Origin of the sequence: Rhizobium sp. 0TCS1.26 (genome assembly GCF_050455525.1) — a bacterium.
GTDB lineage: Bacteria > Pseudomonadota > Alphaproteobacteria > Rhizobiales > Rhizobiaceae > Neorhizobium.
The window spans coordinates 547,621-563,255 of sequence record NZ_JBCIYV010000003.1 but is presented as its reverse complement, the minus strand read 5'-3'; the positions used below and the strand labels follow the sequence as shown (position 1 = coordinate 563,255).

Sequence of the window (15,635 nt, the reverse complement as noted above, 5' to 3'; positions counted from 1 at the left end):
CCCAGATCGGAGAGTTTCGTGAGCAGACTGGACAGTTTCATCAACCGCATGAGCGCGCAACGGGACCTCTTGAACCACGTGCGCGATCTGCCGGACCTGCCGGTAGAGGGAGCGGTCCTCGAGATCGGGCTCGGCAACGGCCGCACCTTCAGCCATCTCCGGGAGAACTTTCCTGGGCGGCGGATCGTCGCCTTCGACCGAAAGCTCGCCTCGCATGCATCGGCAACGCCAGAGCCGGAGGATTTCGTCGAGGGCGAGATCAGGGACAGCGGACAGGCATTCGTCGGCAGCGGCGCAGCACTTGTGCATGCCGATATCGGCACCGGCTATGACGACAAGGACGCCATCACGCTGACCTGGCTGCCGCAGATGGTGGCGGGGATGCTGCAGCCGGGCGGCTACGCGGTGAGCGGCCTGCCGCTCGATCATCCGCAACTGTCACGTCTGCCGCAGCTGCCGACAATCGAGGAAGGCCGATACTTCCACTACCGGCGGGTCTAAGGACAGAACGTATTCGGAGATTCGTGCGTGTTGCGAGCCGGGCCTCAGTGGCTGGGCTCGGTTGCTTTCGCCATCGGCGCCTGCAGCTGGATCGCCTGGTCGCGCAGCGTCTCGGCCAGCGCGCGGCTGACTTCGATGCCGATGCGCGGATTGTCGGCAATCACCCGGAAGAAGCAGTCCCTGTTGATACGCAGCGCCTCGACCTCGCCTGAGGCTCTGACGGTCGCCGCCCGCGGCGCGTCACGGAGCAGGCACATTTCGCCGACGATGGACTGCGGGCCGACCGTGCCTATCTTGATGTCGACGGACGCCGACCCGACCCAAAGCTCGGCTTCGCCGCGCAGGATGACATAGGCCGCATCGGCCTGATCACCCTGGCTGAACAGGACTTCACCCGGATTATAGCAGACCCGGTCCGACGAAAATGCCATCAGCTTGAGCTTGCATGGGTCGACCTTCCCGAAATAGGAGACGTTCCGCAGCATCTGTACTTCGTCGTCGAGCATCATGGCGTCCACCATTCCTATGCGCGCCGGCCGGCAAAGGGTCATGCGACCAGCGACTTGAATATCCCACTCTCTTTGTCCAGCGCCTCGAAGGTTCCGTCTTCGACCACCGTCCCCCGATCGAATACGATTACTCGATGAAACAATCGTGACAGCGATGTGTTCGAAAGAACCCATACGATTGATGGATCATTGTCTTGCTCACGGACGAAATCAAGCACCGCTGAGACGATTTCCTCCTGCATTCGTCTGTCGAGACCCGGAAGCGCCCTGTTGAAGATGTAGAAATCGGAACGGCGAACCAGCGCCCGGGCAAGGCTGAGCTTGTGCCGCTGGGAGAGCGTCAGGCGTCGTCCGCCGGCACCGACGTCGAAGTTCAGGCCAAGCGCCAGGAAATTCTGGAACAGACCCTTTTCCCGAACGATGCGCGCCGCAACCGGGCGCACCTTGGCCGGCGCGTCAGGCACCCGGTAGGACAGTTTGCCGAACAGCACGTTCTCGCGCAGCGTCGCCGCAGCCATGTAGCGGTGTGGGTCGTAGCGTTCGATGCGATCGTGCAGTTCCGGCGGCAGGCTGGCGTAGAACTGGTCGCGCGCCGCCACCACGGCATTCTGGATCTCCTCGGTCAGGACACCGAAACGATAGCGCGGCTCGATATAGTGGAGGCTCAGCCGCACCACCGCGCGCGCCTCGTCATCGGTGGCATTCTGATTGCCGCGCGCCTGCTGGCGCAACAGCAGCTGCTGGTAATAGGTGATGTCTTCGGCGGTGATCTGGTCCAGTTGCTGGAAGAACGGGTGGTCCGGCGGCAGGCCACCAAAGATTTCCACGAGGTTCTCGGCAATCGTCAAACCCATGTCGTAGAGCATGTCGAACAGCCGGGTGACCTTCAGCACGTCGAAGACGTAGTCGCTCTCCGACAGATCGCCCTCGCCGGTGCTCGACAAGCGTGTCGCGGCAAACAGCAGGTTTTCGCCGACGGTGGCTTCGGTATTGTAGGCGGACGGATCGAAGTGGGCGACGATATGCCCGAGCCCCTCCGCCTGCAGCGCCTCGCGCAGCGCATGGCGCACCTCGACGACCCGTTCGGCAAACGCCGGATCGTCTTCCGGGTGGAAGAACGAATGCAGCGCCAGTTCCATGACCTCGTTGGTCAGTTGCACCGCATCCAGGGCCCGCACCAGCGACTGCTCCATGTCGTCGTCCGAGCCATGCAGCACGGAGGTCGAGCGCCGGTCGATCCAGTCGGCGTTCAGATCGTAGTCGTTGTTCATCGCCAGTTGCGCTTCACGCATCTCCCACTGGCGCTGCACCGCCTCGCGGCCCGAATAGTTGACCGTCGTCATCGGCGCGTGCTTGAGGCCGTACAGAAGATTGTCCCTGAGGCTGCCGTGGAAGAAATAGCTGTCGCCGGAGACGTAGGAAATCCGCCGTCCGGCGACCGATTCCGGCAGCTCCAGAAGATCGGTCTCGGCGAGCGTGATGCGGCCGGAGACCGGCCAGACGAGACGGCCGAACGCTTCGGCAAGCGCCTCGGCGCCATTGCCGAGATTGTCGATGATGGCGATCGTCTCGCCGCGTTCGATGCGGATGTTGGCGTTCTGCACCACCTTCGCTCCGCTTCCGTCGACGATCGTCACGTTGTGAGCGACCAGCGGTCCGCTGCCGTGGGTCGGCGTCGTCGTCGCCAGCGCATGCAGCGACGGATCGATCAACTGTCCGGGCTCGAACTGCTCCAGCACCTGCTCGTATTTTACCTGCACGTCCTGGCGGGCCTGGTCCCAGTCGATCAGTTCCTTCAGCGGTCCCGGCAGGTCCTTGTAGGCGTTGATGACGGCGACCAGCTGACCGACGTCGAGCGAACCGCGCAGGGCAAAGTAGCCGCCAATCGAATAGAACAGGAACGGCGTCAGCTGCGACAGGAAGTTGTTGACGAACTTGACCAGGAATTTCCACCTGTAGAGGTCGTAGCGGATCTTGAAGATCAGCCCGAGACGGTGGGCGATATCGGCGCGCTCGTAATTGGAGGTGTCGTATGCGTGGATGGTTTCGATGCCGTCGACGATCTCGCCGACCTTGCCGGCCAGATGGCGCGCCGTGATCTGCCGCTGGCGCCCGAGATCGATCAGCCGGCGGCGCATTTTCGGGATGATGCCGACCTGCAGGGCGACCATCACCGCGGCGATCAGCCCCAGCCAGAAATTCTGCAGGAAGATGAAGAACAGCGCCGCCGCCGCCTGGCCGCCGAGCATCGCCGGCTGCACGAAAGCATCGCCGGTGAAGCCGCCGAACGGTTCCACCTCGTCCTTGACCATGGTCGAGATCTCGGCACCGTGAACCTGCTTCAGCACGCTCGGTGGAAAGCGTAGCACCCGGTCGACCAATTCATAGCGGACACGTCGCAGCAGCCGTTCGCCGAGCCGGCCCTTGTAGGTGTTGATGTAGAACTTGAAGAGGCCGTTGATGACCACCAGCAGCAGGAACACGCCGCTGAGCGCCATCAGCATAGACAGGCGATCGAGCTCGAAACCCTCGAACGAGAAGTTCAAGTTGAGCAACGGAACCGTGAAGTCGAACTCCAGGTAAAGCGCCGTCGCGTCCGGCGATTCGAACCCCTGCCCCTGGATCGGGCCGTTGATGATCTGCTTCGGCAGGTCGAAGGCCGCGAAATACGGGATCATCGACAGCAGAACGATCGCCAGGATCCAGATCTGCTGCGGGCGCGTATGGTTCCAGATATAGCGGAGTAGGCTTTTTTCCATCAGCAGTCTGTCATCGGCGTCCGGCGGGGGGCCGCGGCGGGCCCGATGGGCGGCCGAGGTCAGGGAAGCGAATATATACGAGGTCCATCGGCCAGCGCAAACCGGGCTGGCCGAAAGGCAGCTATGCAAGCGGGGTCTGCCGTCGCTACGGCATGTGGCCGAAGCGCGGCGGCCGGCAGCCCGCGGGCGTCGTCTTCACGATGCCGGCCTTGCGGCATCCATCGGATCGCCGACCCCGTTCATCACCCCTTCGACCTGGATATGGTGAAGCCGGCGGTAGAGACCGTCTGGCCGCGCCAGCAGGTCGGCATGGCTGCCTTCCTCGGCGATGCGGCCGTGCTCGACAACCATGATCCGGTCGGCCTTCGCGATGGTCGCCAGTCGGTGGGCGATGACCAGCGTCGTGCGGCCGACGGAGAGTTCGGCAAGCGATGCCTGGATCGCCCGTTCGGTTTCGGTGTCGAGCGCCGAGGTCGCCTCGTCGAGGATCAGGATCGGCGGGTTCTTGAGGAAGATCCGGGCGATTGCCAGGCGTTGTTTCTGTCCGCCCGACAGCTTCACGCCGCGTTCGCCGATCACCGTGTCGAGTCCATCCGGCAGCGCCTCGATCACATCGTCGAGCCGCGCGCGGTGCGCCGCCTGCAGGATGTCCGCTTCGCTGGCATCGAGCCGCCCATAGGCGATGTTCTCGCGGATCGTGCCGGCGAACAGGAAGACGTCCTGCTGGACGATGCCGATATTGCTGCGCAAGGATTTGAGCGTCATGTCCCGCACGTCGATACCGCCGATGGTGATCGCGCCGTCGGTCACCTCGTAGAAGCGCGGCAGAAGCGAACAAAGCGTTGTCTTGCCGGCGCCGGACGGCCCGACGAAGGCGATCATCTCGCCGGCCCGCACGGTGAAATCGATGCCGTCGAGAACCCTGTGGCCGTTGGCATAGCCGAAATTGACCTTGCGGTAGGCGATGTCGCCCTGCAGCCGGCCGGCTGAGCGCGCGTCCGGCCGGTCGATGATGTCCGGCTGCTGATCGAGGAAGCCGAGATAGCGCTGGAAGCCCGCAATGCCCTTGGGATAGGTCTCGATCACCGAGTTGATCTTTTCGATCGGCCGCAGGAAGACGTTGACCAGCAGCAGGAAGCCGACAAACCCTCCGGCGCTGAGCGACCCTTGGGTGACGAACCAGGCGCCTGCCAGCATGATCACCACCTGGACGAAACGCATCGACAGGTAGGTGAGCGAGGTGGACGCCGCCATGAAGCGGTAGGCCTGCAGCTTGGTATCCCGATACTGGCTGTTGTCGTGCTCGAACAGCCGGCGCTCGTGATCCTCGTTGGCGAAGGCCTGGACGACGCGAATGCCCCCGACATTGGATTCGATGCGCGTGTTGAAATCGGCGACCCGCCCATAGAGCGCCCGCCAGGTGACCGTCATCCGCTGGCCGTAGTGGCTGGTGAGAAAGGCGGTGAGCGGCACGATGATCGCCGCCATCAGCGCCATCGGCAGATGCACCCAGGCCATGATCCAGAACGCGCCGATCAGCGTCATGATGGCGATGAACAGGTCTTCCGGCCCGTGATGGGCGACCTCGCCGATTTCTTCCAGATCCTTTGTCAGCCGCGCCACCAGTCGGCCGGTCCGTTCGTTGTCGAAGTAGCCGAAGGATAGCTTCTGCAGATGGTCGAAGGCTTTTCGACGCATCTCGGTCTCGATGTTGATGCCAAGCATGTGGCCCCAGTAGGTCACCACCACCTGCAGCCCGGCATTGAGGAGATAGACGACCAGCAGGCCGGCGGCCGCGAGCGCGATCAGGCCGAACTGCTGGGTCGGCAGCAGCCTGTCGATAAACAGCGTCACAGCGACCGGAAACGCCAGTTCCAGCAGGCCTGACACCACAGCGCAGGAGAAGTCCAGAACGAACAGCCGCGTATGGGGGCGATAATAGGCGGCGAAACGCCGAAGGATCGTGGACATCATGTCGGTCTCGGGATTCCGCTATCGGCAGGCAAAGGGGAGCGGCATAAACCGCGGCATCCGCAATTGCAAATGGCAAACTCTGCAGAAGGCCATCGGCCGCGTGTGCCTCCCGATTGGGCATGCAAAAAATTTGTTCAGGAACGATTGACAGCCATGGCGCCGCTGGTTCTATTTGTATAGTCAAAAGGCGCTGCAACAAGCAGCCAAAACAGGGAACAGCGCTGCGGGACGGCGCTTCACGCCAGTTTCAACGGGAGTCATCATGATGCAGAAGAGATATTTCCTCAAGGCGGCTCTCGGCGCCGCAGTATTGTTCGGCGCGAGCGTCTCCGCCCATGCGGACGACGTTCTTGCCAAGGTCAAGGCCGCCGGCGTGATGAAGGTGGGCACCGAAACCGCGTTCGCTCCCTTCGATTTCATCGACGCAGGCAAGCATTCCGGTCTGAACGTCGACCTCTTCGCCGAAGTCGGCAAGGAACTCGGCGTCAAGATCGAATGGGTCGCCCTGCCGTGGGAAGGCGTTCTGCCTGGCCTCGAAGCCGGCAAGTTTGACGTCGTCGCCGGTCCGGCAACGATCACCAAGGCGCGCATGGAACGTTACCGTTTCACCGCACCGATCGCCGAAGCGACAGTCGCCATTCTCAAGAAGGCCGGCGATGCATCAATCACCAAGCCGGAAGACATCGCCGGCAAGGCCGTCGGCGTCGGCAAGGCCACCGCCCAGCTCGCCCAGCTGACCGAGTTTTCCGCGACGCTGCCGACCAAGGTCGACATCCGCGAATATCCGGCCTTCAACGACGCCTATGCCGACATGGCCGCCGGCCGCGTCGTCGCCGTCGCCAACTCGCTGCCCAACATCGCCTTCGTTGCCAAGCAGCGCGCCGGCATGTTCGAAGTCGTGACGCCGGCCTTCGGCAAGAAGACCTATTTCGGCTTTGTCGGCCGCAAGGATGCCGATTTCGCCCCGCTGATGGACGCCATCGACGCAGCGCTCATCAAGATGAAGGGCGACGGCCGCATGGCGGCGCTGCAGGAAAAGTGGTTCGGCACGAAGTTCGAGACCCCGGATGCCGTCAAGGATCCGGCTATCTGATCCCTTCACGGTGCGGGCGCGTCAGTGGCGCGCCCGGCTTTCCTCAAGCTGAGCGGGACGTCATCCCGCCAGCAGGCTCCGCGACAGGTGCGCGCTCCTGATGTCCTTCACGCTTTTCATGCTCCTGGTGCAGGCGTCTGTCTGGACGATCGGCATCAGCGCCATCTCCATTGCACTGGGCTTCCTGCTGGCGCTCGGGCTTTCGGCGGCGCTGCTTTCGGGCCGGCCGCTTTTCGTCCGGCCGGCTCAGTTCTTCATCAGCTTCTTCCGCGGCGTGCCGCTCCTCGTGCAGCTGTTGCTGATCTACAATCTTCTGCCGTTCATCGGCCTCAACGTGCCGAGCATCGTCGCCGCCATCATCGGCATGACGCTGTGCACTGCCGCCTATCAGGCGGAAAACCTGCGCGGCGGCTTTGAGAGCGTGCCGCGCGGCCTGGTTGAGGCGGCCGACATGGTTGGCTTCTCGCCGCGCCAGGTGTTCGTCCGTATCAAGATCCCGATCGCCCTGCGACTGACGTTTCCGGCGCTGGTCAACGAGGCGATCATGATCCTCAAATCCTCGTCGCTGGTCTCGGTGGTCGGCATCATCGAGATCACCCGCATGGCGCAGGACCTTGCTTCGTCGACCTACCTGCCGATCCAGATCTTCTCTTCCGCCGCGCTGATCTACCTGGTGATCTGCTGGTGCGTGGCAATGGCCGGCCGGTACGGCGAGCGCTCGCTGCCGGGAGCGGTCAAATGATTTTCGATCCGAACGTCATCGTCCGGCACCTGCCGGAAATCGTCAGCGGCATCGGCGTCACGCTGGCGCTGTGGATCGCCGGCATGCTTCTCGGCGTGCTGCTCGGCTTCGTGGTGGCGACCCTTCGCCGATATGGCGGCGCGCTGTTAGACCTGCCGTTGGGGCTCGTGGTCGAGGTGCTGCGCGGCACGCCCTTCCTCATCCAGATTTTTCTCGTCTATTACGGCGGACCATTCATCGGCATTTCGCTTGATCCGATCCCCTGCGGCCTCTTTGGCCTCAGCATCTACGCCGCCGCCTACTATTCCGAGATCTTCAGGGCCGGCTACGGCGCCGTTCCCCACGGCCACGTCGAAGCCGCCGAATGCCTCGGCCTGTCGCGCCTGCAGATCATCCGCCGCATCCTGCTGCCGGAGATGTCGCTGATCGTGCTGCCGCCATCGGTCAACCTGTCGGTGATCCTGCTGAAGGAATCCGCCGTGCTGTCGATCATCACCGTGCCGGAACTGACGACCACCGTCAGCGCCATTGGCTCGCAGGAATATGCCTTCCTCGAAGCGATCTTCCTTCTCGCCGTCATCTACTGGGTGATCGTCGAGGCCGCCGCCCGCCTCGGCCGATTTGCCGAATCCCGTCTGTCCACCCTTAGGTTCGCCGCGCCATGACGCTACCAGCCATTTCCGTCCACAAGCTCGTCAAGCGGTTCGGCACCACCACGGTGCTGCAGGACATCGATCTGGTCGTGCCCGAAGGCAAGGTTTCCTGCCTGATTGGCCCGTCCGGCTCCGGCAAGAGCACGCTGCTGCGCTGCCTCGCCTTCCTGGAGGAGGCGAGCGAAGGAATGATCACCGTCAACGGCGAGGCACTCGGCTTCTACGAGAACGCCAGGGGCGAGCGCGAGCGGCTGCCGGCAGGCCAGATCCGCGCCGTGCGTTCGCAGATCGGCATGGTCTTCCAGCAGTTCAATCTGTGGCCGCACATGACGGCACTGGGCAACGTCTCCGAGGCGCTGAAGACGGTGCACAAGGTGGCGAAAGCGGAAGCCGAAGACCGAGCGATGGCGCAGCTGAAGAAGGTCGGCCTGGAAAACCGCGCCGGCCACTACCCGTCGCAGCTGTCCGGCGGCCAGCAGCAGCGCGTCGCGATCGCCCGGGCGCTGGCGCTCTCGCCGAAGATCATGCTGTTCGACGAGCCGACCTCGGCGCTCGATCCGGAACTGACCGGCGAGGTGCTGAACGTCATGCGCGATCTCGCGGCCGAAGGCATGACCATGGTCGTCGTCAGCCACGAGATCGGCTTTGCCGCGACCGTCGGCCAGCAGATCAGCTTCCTCGACCATGGCCGCCTGCAGTTTACCGGACCGCCCTCTGAAGTCTTTGCCAAGCCGCGCCACCCGCGCCTCGAACAGTTCCTCGATACCTATCTGGATCGTGGCGCATCCATGCTGGCCTGACGATGCAAGGCGTCGGGCGGCATCACGGCGAACTCGTTCCGGCAACCGGCAGGTCGCCCGCCCCGTCGCTGCATCAGCGGATCCTCGACGATCTGCAGGAGAACATCGTCTCCGGCCGCTGGCCGCCCGGCCACAAGGTGCCGTCCGAACAGGCGCTGACCGAGACCTACGGCTGCTCGCGGATGACGGTCAACAAGGTGCTGACGCAGTTGGCGCGCGCCGGGCTGGTGCTGCGCCGGCGCAAGGTCGGCAGCATCGTCACCGCCCGCGATACGCAGAGCGCCATCCTCAAGATCTACGACATCGGCGACGAGGTCCGGGCGCTCGATCAGTCCTACCGGTTCGAACTGCTGGAGCGGACACTGCGGCTGCCGACGAAGGCGGAACTGCGATCCGCTGCCCTTCCCTCCCGCCGCAAGCTGGTTGCGCTGCGGGTGATGCACCTGGCCGATGAGCGGCCCTTCTGCCTTGAGGAGAGGATCATCAACCTGTCGATCGTGCCCGAAGCTGCGGACGAAGCCTTCGTTACGCTTTCCCCCGGGCCTTGGCTTTTGCAGCACGTGCCGTGGAATGCCGCCGAACACCGTATCTCGGCTGCGACGGCATCGGCGGATGCGGCCCTTGCCTTGAACATCGCCGCTGCGGCACCGGTGCTGGTCGTCGATCGCCAGACCTGGCGGCTGGACGAGACGATCACCCGTGTCCGCCTCACCTACCCCGGCAGCCGCCACTCCCTGACGGCCCGCTTTACGCCGCTGCAGCGGCCACTGTCGCCGGCCGACAGATCCTGAAACCCACGATGGAGAGGAGGCCGTCATGGCGCGTCCCGACAAACTGAAGCTTGGAACCTTCGTCTACACCTTCGGCTTCAACCCGGCCGCCTGGCGCCATCCGGATGCCGATGTGCACGGCGCCAACAAGATCGACCACCTGCTCAACGTCGCCAGGATCTCCGAGGCGGCGAAGTTCGACTTCATGTTCCTGGCCGATTCGCCGGCGGCTGCCATCGGCGATGCGGATGCGCTCGCCCGCTCGCCGACCAAGATGAACCGTTTCGAGCCGCTGTCGCTGATCTCGGCACTCTCGGTGCTGACGGAAAAGCTCGGCTTCGTCGCCACCGCCTCGACGAGCTTCTACGAGCCGTTCAACCTCGCCCGGATTTTCGCCTCGATCGACCACCTGAGCGGTGGCCGCGCCTGCTGGAACGTGGTGACCTCCGACCATGACGAGACCGGCTACAACTACAATTTTGACGGCCTGCCGCCCCACAGCTGGCGCTACGAACGCGGCGCCGAGTTCGTCGACGTGGTGTTCGGCCTCTGGGACAGCTTTGAGCCGAACGCCCTGATCCTCGACAAGCAGGCGGGCCTCTACCACGACAAGGACAAGCTGCACCTGCTGAACCACAAGGGTCCGCATTTCCAGGTGCGTGGGCCGCTGAACATCGCCGCCTCGCCGCAAGGGCGGCCGGTAATCGCGCAAGCCGGCGGATCGGAACCGGGCATGGAGCTTGCCGCGCGCACCGCCGAAATCGTCTTCAGCCTTGCCTCCAACCTTCAGCGCAACAAGGCCTTCGCCGACAACGTCAAGGGCCGCATGGCGAAGTTCGGCCGACAGACCAGCGACCTGAAGATGATGCCGGGCGTCGTCATCAATGTCGGGGAAACGAAGGCTGAAGCGCAGGCGAAGGTGGATTTCCTCATCGACAACCTGCATCCGGATGTCGGCCGCTGGATGCTCGGCGAGTTCCTTGAGACGGATCTCTCGGGCGCCCCGCTCGACGAGCCGTTCCCGATGGAGCGGTTGCCGGCCGAACCGAAGGGCTCCAAGGCGCTGTTCGAGGAACTGACCGACTATATCCGCCAAGGGCACACGCTCGGCCACCTGATCCGCCATTATGCGGAAAAGAGCACCGGCAACGGGATTACCGGCACGCCGACCGAGATCGCCGACTTCATGGAGGAATGGTTCGAGGCAGGCGCCGCCGATGGCTTCATCCTGATGCTGCCGACGCTGCCTGCGAGCCTCAACGATTTCGTCGAGCTGGTGCTGCCGGAACTGCGTCGCCGCGGTCTTTTCCGCGACGAATACGAAGGCTCGACGCTGCGCGAGAACCTCGGCCTGTCGATGCCGGCCAACCGCTATGCGGCTGCCCGCCAGGAGACGTGAGGATCAGTCCTCGCTGCTGCCGGACGGCTTGCCGGAGATGATCTCGCGCTTGCCGACATGGTTTGCCGGACCGACGAGGCCCTCCTGCTCCATCCGCTCGACCAGCGAGGCGGCGCGGTTGTAGCCGATCGACAGGCGCCGCTGGATGTAGGAGGTCGAGCACTTGCGATCCTTCATGACCACCTTGACGGCCTTGTCGTAGAGATCGTCGCCATCCTCGGCACCCATGCCGGTGCGATCGAAGACTGCGGCGTCTGCGTCCGGCTCGTCGTCCATCTCGCTCTCGTCTTCGGTGACGTTGCCGAGATAGTCCGGACGCCCCTGCGCCTTCAGGTGCGTCACCACGTGCTCGACCTCGGCATCCGAGACGAAGGGTCCGTGGACGCGGCTGATGCGCCCGCCGCCGGCCATGTGCAGCATGTCGCCTTGGCCGAGAAGCTGTTCGGCCCCCATTTCGCCAAGGATGGTGCGGCTGTCGATCTTCGAGGTGACCTGGAAGGAGATACGCGTCGGGAAGTTCGCCTTGATCGTGCCGGTGATGACGTCGACGGAGGGGCGCTGGGTCGCCATGATCAGGTGGATGCCGGCAGCGCGCGCCATCTGCGCCAGCCGCTGGATCGCGCCTTCGATTTCCTTGCCGGCGACCATCATCAGGTCGGCCATCTCGTCGACCACGACGACGATGTAGGGCATCGGCGACAGGTCGAGTTCCTGGTCCTCGTAGACGATCTCGCCGCTGTTGCGATCAAAGCCGGTCTGGACGCTGACGGTGATCGTCTCGCCCTTTTCGCGGGCCTGGGCGGCACGGGCATTGTAGCCGTCGATGTTGCGCACGCCGAGGCGCGACATCTTGCGATAGCGATCCTCCATCTCGCGCACGGCCCATTTGAGCGCCAGCACGGCCTTTTTCGGATCGGTGACGACCGGCGTCAGCAGGTGCGGAATGCCGTCATAGACGGACAGCTCCAGCATCTTCGGGTCGATCATGATCAGGCGGCATTCTTCCGGACGCAGCCGGTAGAGAAGCGACAGGATCATCGTGTTGATGGCAACCGACTTGCCGGAACCGGTGGTGCCGGCAACGAGAAGATGCGGCATCTTGGCAAGCTCGGCGATGACCGGTTCGCCGCCGATCGTCTTGCCGAGGCAGAGCGGCAGGCGATGCTTCGTCTCCCAGTAATCCTCGCATTCGATGAGTTCGCGGAAGAACACGACTTCGCGCACGGCGTTCGGAAGCTCGATGCCGATGACGTTACGGCCGGGGACGACGGCGACACGCGCCGAAAGCGCCGACATGGAGCGGGCGATATCGTCGGCAAGGCCGATGACGCGCGAGGATTTGACGCCGGGTGCCGGCTCGAATTCATAAAGCGTGACGACCGGGCCGGGACGCACGTCGATGATCTCACCCTTGACGCCGAAGTCTTCGAGGATGCTTTCCAGAAGTCCGGCGCTCTGCTGCAGGGCATCCGGCTGTACGGCCTCGGCCTGCTGGCCGAACGGCTGCTGGAGCAGCGAGATCGGCGGGAATTCGTAGGAATCGTCGCTCTTGCGCGGCGTCAGGCCGCCACCCAGCCCGAGCAGGCCGGGTTGCGGGCGACGTATCGTCATCGGGATGGTGCGTTCCGCCGGAGCGGCATGGATGCTGACCAGCGGTGCCGGTGTCTCCGCGGCCGGGGCCACCGGTTCGACGGGCTGAGGTTCGACGGCCGCCGCCTGCGGCGGTGTCTGGACCGGAAGCACCGGTGAAGCAGCCTGCGAGACGGGTGTTGCACCCGGATGAACTACTGACTGGACCAGTGGCTGCGCCGCGACCTGCATGGCTGGGCGCGGCGTCGCACCGGGCCGGACTTCGCGGTAGAGCGCCGTCACCGTGTTCGGCTCGATCGGCAGCGACTGACGGACGATTTCGGCGGCACGGCCGACATAGGGAACGGGCGGCATCGCGATGGGCAGCGTGGCAACGACCGGCTGAAGCGCAGCGGCCTGCGCCGGTGCTTCCATCTCGATACCAGCCTCGAAGAAGGCGAAGTCCGACAGCCAGAGTTTTGCAGGCGCCGGTGTGGTGACCGGAGCCACAGCGACCGTGGGTTCGGGCAAGGTGAGGGCAACCGGTGCTGCGGCAGGCACGGCTTCCTGCGGCTTCGGATCGGCCTCAGGGCGGGTTCGCTTGAAGATCAGCGCGCGCGGCGATGGCTCCGGCTTGACCTTCGGCATCTGCGGCAGGTTGGCGGGGATCGGCTGCTGCATGGCGGATGCGACGCCGTTCAGCGCCGTTACCAGCAGTTCCGGTGCCAGGGTCTCGGTCTGCGGCACGCCGGAAGGATCGACATCGACGGGTTCGACAAGACGGCCGGTTGCCGCCGGCACGCGTTCCTCCGGCGCGACGGGGCCGACCGGATCACGGCCGCGCGGACGTGCCAGTGCCGTCTCGGGCGTGCGGGTAAAACGGACATTGGGCGCCAGCTTGAAAGCGGCCTGCCACGGCGCATGCTGGATCACTGCTGCGTTGGGATCGACCGATTGCGGCAGAGTCTCCTGGCCATGCGTCGCTACCGGCTCAGGTCCATCCTCGGACTGGCCGTTCTGGGAGGCTTGGTTGAAGTTGGTTCTGGGAAATTGCATGGCACCGACCGCGTACTGAATTGGCAGTCTTATGGAGTAGAAAATAAAGGTTAACGCCTCCTTTCCGGAGCCCCATCCCGCTCTACAATTTGGCACCCCGACCGCGCCGGAAAACGCTGATGATCATAGCCTATCATCCTGATTTCTCGGAGAAATATAACTGCGCAAAATCCTTCGGGGAACGGAGTGACAGGGTAAACGGCGCAAGCCGCTCACGAGAAGGCGTCGCTACCCAGCATCTCGTCCGCCTCATCCCGATCCATGCGGAAAACGCGCGCGCCAATGTCATAGGAAAATCCCTGCCGCGCGAAAGCGGAGAGTTCCTTGGCCTTCTGCCGGTCATCGAGTTCGACGCGCCTGAACGGCCCGAAGGCGCGACGGCGGGCGTAGACGATCGCCGCCTTCAGATCGTCCGTGTCGCTCACTGCCTGCGCGACGATCTCCCGGTCGATGCCTTTACGGGAGAGCGCCTGGGCGATGGCCTTGCGCGATTTGCCGGCGCGCGCCGACGAGCGGGTGCGGATCTCGGCATAGGCGGTGTCATCGAGTGCCTTGAGGTCGAGCCCGAAGGCGACAGCGGCCCTTGCCAGCGCCTCCACCTGCTCGTCGCTGATGCCATCGAACTTCTGCCGCGCCTTGCGGCTGATGGCGTCCGACAGCTGCTTTTCGGTCATCATCTGCTTTGCCAGCCGATAGGCGGCAGAGTTGCGCACCCATGTCAGCATGCGTGCCGTCGGCACGCTCGGTTCGGCAGGCGTTTCATCGTCGCTCATGGTGCCTCGTCATAGGCCGAAAGCCGCGCCGATGCCAGATACCTCAGGCTTTGAGAACAGCCTCGATGCGCGGCATGCCGCCGACCACCGACGCAAAATCCTGCCACACACCGTGAGCGCCCGCCTGCCATGCCTCGATGTCCTCAGGCTCCAGCAGCGTTCCGCCATGCGCGAGCGCCACTTCCACCGACCGCGCTTCGTCCTCGAGGATCTGCTGGTTGAAGTAAAGCGCGCCCTCAGCCGCTACCTCGCGAAGAACCGCCTGCTCTTCGGCCTCCAGCCGGTTCCAGAAGCTTGCGGCAAAATAGACGACGCCGGAGGCGCGGATATGGGCGGTCTCAGTCATCGATGGCACCACCTCGTAGAGCTTGAAACCGGCATAGGCGGATTTCGTCAGATCCATGGCATCGGCTATGCCGGTGGACAGCGCGTTGTACGTCTCGGTGATCGGGATACCTACCGGCGCGGCGCCGTAGGCGCGCCACAATCTGGTGTGCAGCGGGCTCTGGATGACCCGGATGCGCTTGCCCTTCATCTGTTCCGGCCGTGTCACCGGCTCCTTGGTGAGGAGATGCCGAGCGCCGTAATCGATGAAGCCGCAGGCAATGAACTGTTCCGCTTCGAGGCGCTTTGCGAGGTCCTGTCCGAGATCACCCTCCACCACGCGACGGAGGTGGGCGGCATCGCGAAACAGGAAGGGCAGGTCGAGAATCTGCAGTTGCGGCACCCAGCCTGACAGCGCCGAGACGGTGGAGAGGCTCGCCTGCACCGAGCCGAGCCGCATGGCCTCGGCCACCTCCTTCTCGCCCCCCAACGCGCCGTTCGGCACGATGTTGAAGCGGAAGCGACCGGGAAGTCTTGCCTCCACCCGTTCGGCGATCCGCCGCCAGATCTTCGTCTCCGGCTTGTCCTCGCCGAGCAGCGAGGCGACGGTGATCGCCGTCGTCCGGGCGAAGGCTGGCCGCGCCAGCATCGGCGCTCCGAGAAGACCGGCGGCCGACGTTGTCAGCAGTGTGCGGCGAGTCAGCATGTTTCAA

13 protein-coding genes are annotated in these 15,635 nt (G+C 64.2%); 7 read left to right on the top strand and 6 right to left on the bottom strand.

Annotated features, from left to right (window positions below; all coding sequences use genetic code 11):
• The first annotated feature begins 18 nt into the window (after positions 1–18).
• A complete protein-coding gene (locus AAIH46_RS16655) occupies positions 19–501 on the top strand; it encodes a class I SAM-dependent methyltransferase (protein ID WP_430307102.1) in 483 nt (160 codons plus the stop codon).
• Positions 502–545: 44 nt separating this feature from the next.
• Here AAIH46_RS16655 and AAIH46_RS16650 read toward each other — a convergent pair whose 3' ends face one another.
• The 3 genes from AAIH46_RS16650 to AAIH46_RS16640 all read right to left on the bottom strand — a co-directional run bounded on the left by AAIH46_RS16650 (position 546) and on the right by AAIH46_RS16640 (position 5,740).
• A complete protein-coding gene (locus tag AAIH46_RS16650) occupies positions 546–1,010 on the bottom strand; it encodes a cyclic nucleotide-binding domain-containing protein (RefSeq protein WP_430307101.1) in 465 nt (154 codons plus the stop codon).
• A 38-nt stretch (positions 1,011–1,048) separates the two neighbouring features.
• The gene (locus AAIH46_RS16645; protein ID WP_430307100.1) at positions 1,049–3,769 is read right to left on the bottom strand and encodes an ABC transporter transmembrane domain-containing protein; all 2,721 of its coding nucleotides are present in this window, start codon (positions 3,767–3,769) and stop codon (positions 1,049–1,051) included.
• Between the two features lie 195 nt (positions 3,770–3,964).
• Complete coding sequence (locus AAIH46_RS16640; protein ID WP_430307347.1) at positions 3,965–5,740, bottom strand: ABC transporter ATP-binding protein; 1,776 nt, start codon at positions 5,738–5,740, stop codon at positions 3,965–3,967.
• Positions 5,741–6,008: 268 nt separating this feature from the next.
• On the opposite strand from AAIH46_RS16640, the gene AAIH46_RS16635 reads away from it, so the two are divergent.
• The 6 genes from AAIH46_RS16635 (at position 6,009) to AAIH46_RS16610 (ending at position 11,200) form a co-directional block, all read left to right on the top strand.
• A complete protein-coding gene (locus AAIH46_RS16635) occupies positions 6,009–6,836 on the top strand; it encodes a transporter substrate-binding domain-containing protein (RefSeq protein WP_430307346.1) in 828 nt (275 codons plus the stop codon).
• A 100-nt stretch (positions 6,837–6,936) separates the two neighbouring features.
• Positions 6,937–7,578: an amino acid ABC transporter permease gene (locus tag AAIH46_RS16630; protein WP_430307099.1), complete on the top strand. Its 642-nt coding sequence runs from the start codon at positions 6,937–6,939 to the stop codon at positions 7,576–7,578.
• A complete protein-coding gene (locus AAIH46_RS16625) occupies positions 7,575–8,243 on the top strand; it encodes an amino acid ABC transporter permease (RefSeq protein ID WP_430307098.1) in 669 nt (222 codons plus the stop codon). The genes AAIH46_RS16630 and AAIH46_RS16625 overlap by 4 nt, the downstream gene beginning before the upstream one ends.
• Positions 8,240–9,031, top strand: a complete 792-nt coding sequence (locus AAIH46_RS16620) for an amino acid ABC transporter ATP-binding protein (RefSeq protein ID WP_430307097.1) — start codon at positions 8,240–8,242, stop codon at positions 9,029–9,031. The genes AAIH46_RS16625 and AAIH46_RS16620 overlap by 4 nt, the downstream gene beginning before the upstream one ends.
• Positions 9,032–9,033: 2 nt before the next feature.
• A complete protein-coding gene (gene hutC / locus AAIH46_RS16615) occupies positions 9,034–9,822 on the top strand; it encodes a histidine utilization repressor (protein ID WP_430307096.1) in 789 nt (262 codons plus the stop codon).
• 25 nt (positions 9,823–9,847) lie between these two features.
• Complete coding sequence (locus tag AAIH46_RS16610) at positions 9,848–11,200, top strand: LLM class flavin-dependent oxidoreductase (RefSeq protein ID WP_430307095.1); 1,353 nt, start codon at positions 9,848–9,850, stop codon at positions 11,198–11,200.
• A 3-nt stretch (positions 11,201–11,203) separates the two neighbouring features.
• On the opposite strand, the gene AAIH46_RS16605 is transcribed toward AAIH46_RS16610, so the two are convergent.
• The 3 genes from AAIH46_RS16605 to AAIH46_RS16595 all read right to left on the bottom strand — a co-directional run bounded on the left by AAIH46_RS16605 (position 11,204) and on the right by AAIH46_RS16595 (position 15,628).
• Positions 11,204–13,825, bottom strand: coding sequence for a DNA translocase FtsK (locus AAIH46_RS16605; RefSeq protein WP_430307094.1), 2,622 nt, complete (start codon positions 13,823–13,825; stop codon positions 11,204–11,206).
• Positions 13,826–14,037: 212 nt separating this feature from the next.
• A complete protein-coding gene (gene recX, locus AAIH46_RS16600) occupies positions 14,038–14,598 on the bottom strand; it encodes a recombination regulator RecX (protein ID WP_430307092.1) in 561 nt (186 codons plus the stop codon).
• Between the two features lie 43 nt (positions 14,599–14,641).
• A complete protein-coding gene (locus AAIH46_RS16595) occupies positions 14,642–15,628 on the bottom strand; it encodes a TRAP transporter substrate-binding protein (RefSeq protein ID WP_430307091.1) in 987 nt (328 codons plus the stop codon).
• Positions 15,629–15,635: the final 7 nt, after the last annotated feature.

Coding starts and splice junctions, on each gene's coding strand:
- AAIH46_RS16650 (WP_430307101.1), bottom strand. CDS start 1,010: ATGATGCTCGACGACGAAGTACAGATGCTGCGGAACGTCTCCTATTTC.
- AAIH46_RS16645 (WP_430307100.1), bottom strand. CDS start 3,769: ATGGAAAAAAGCCTACTCCGCTATATCTGGAACCATACGCGCCCGCAG.
- AAIH46_RS16640 (WP_430307347.1), bottom strand. CDS start 5,740: ATGTCCACGATCCTTCGGCGTTTCGCCGCCTATTATCGCCCCCATACG.
- AAIH46_RS16635 (WP_430307346.1), top strand. CDS start 6,009: ATGCAGAAGAGATATTTCCTCAAGGCGGCTCTCGGCGCCGCAGTATTG.
- AAIH46_RS16630 (WP_430307099.1), top strand. CDS start 6,937: ATGTCCTTCACGCTTTTCATGCTCCTGGTGCAGGCGTCTGTCTGGACG.
- AAIH46_RS16625 (WP_430307098.1), top strand. CDS start 7,575: ATGATTTTCGATCCGAACGTCATCGTCCGGCACCTGCCGGAAATCGTC.
- AAIH46_RS16620 (WP_430307097.1), top strand. CDS start 8,240: ATGACGCTACCAGCCATTTCCGTCCACAAGCTCGTCAAGCGGTTCGGC.
- hutC (WP_430307096.1), top strand. CDS start 9,034: ATGCAAGGCGTCGGGCGGCATCACGGCGAACTCGTTCCGGCAACCGGC.
- AAIH46_RS16610 (WP_430307095.1), top strand. CDS start 9,848: ATGGCGCGTCCCGACAAACTGAAGCTTGGAACCTTCGTCTACACCTTC.
- AAIH46_RS16605 (WP_430307094.1), bottom strand. CDS start 13,825: ATGCAATTTCCCAGAACCAACTTCAACCAAGCCTCCCAGAACGGCCAG.
- recX (WP_430307092.1), bottom strand. CDS start 14,598: ATGAGCGACGATGAAACGCCTGCCGAACCGAGCGTGCCGACGGCACGC.
- AAIH46_RS16595 (WP_430307091.1), bottom strand. CDS start 15,628: ATGCTGACTCGCCGCACACTGCTGACAACGTCGGCCGCCGGTCTTCTC.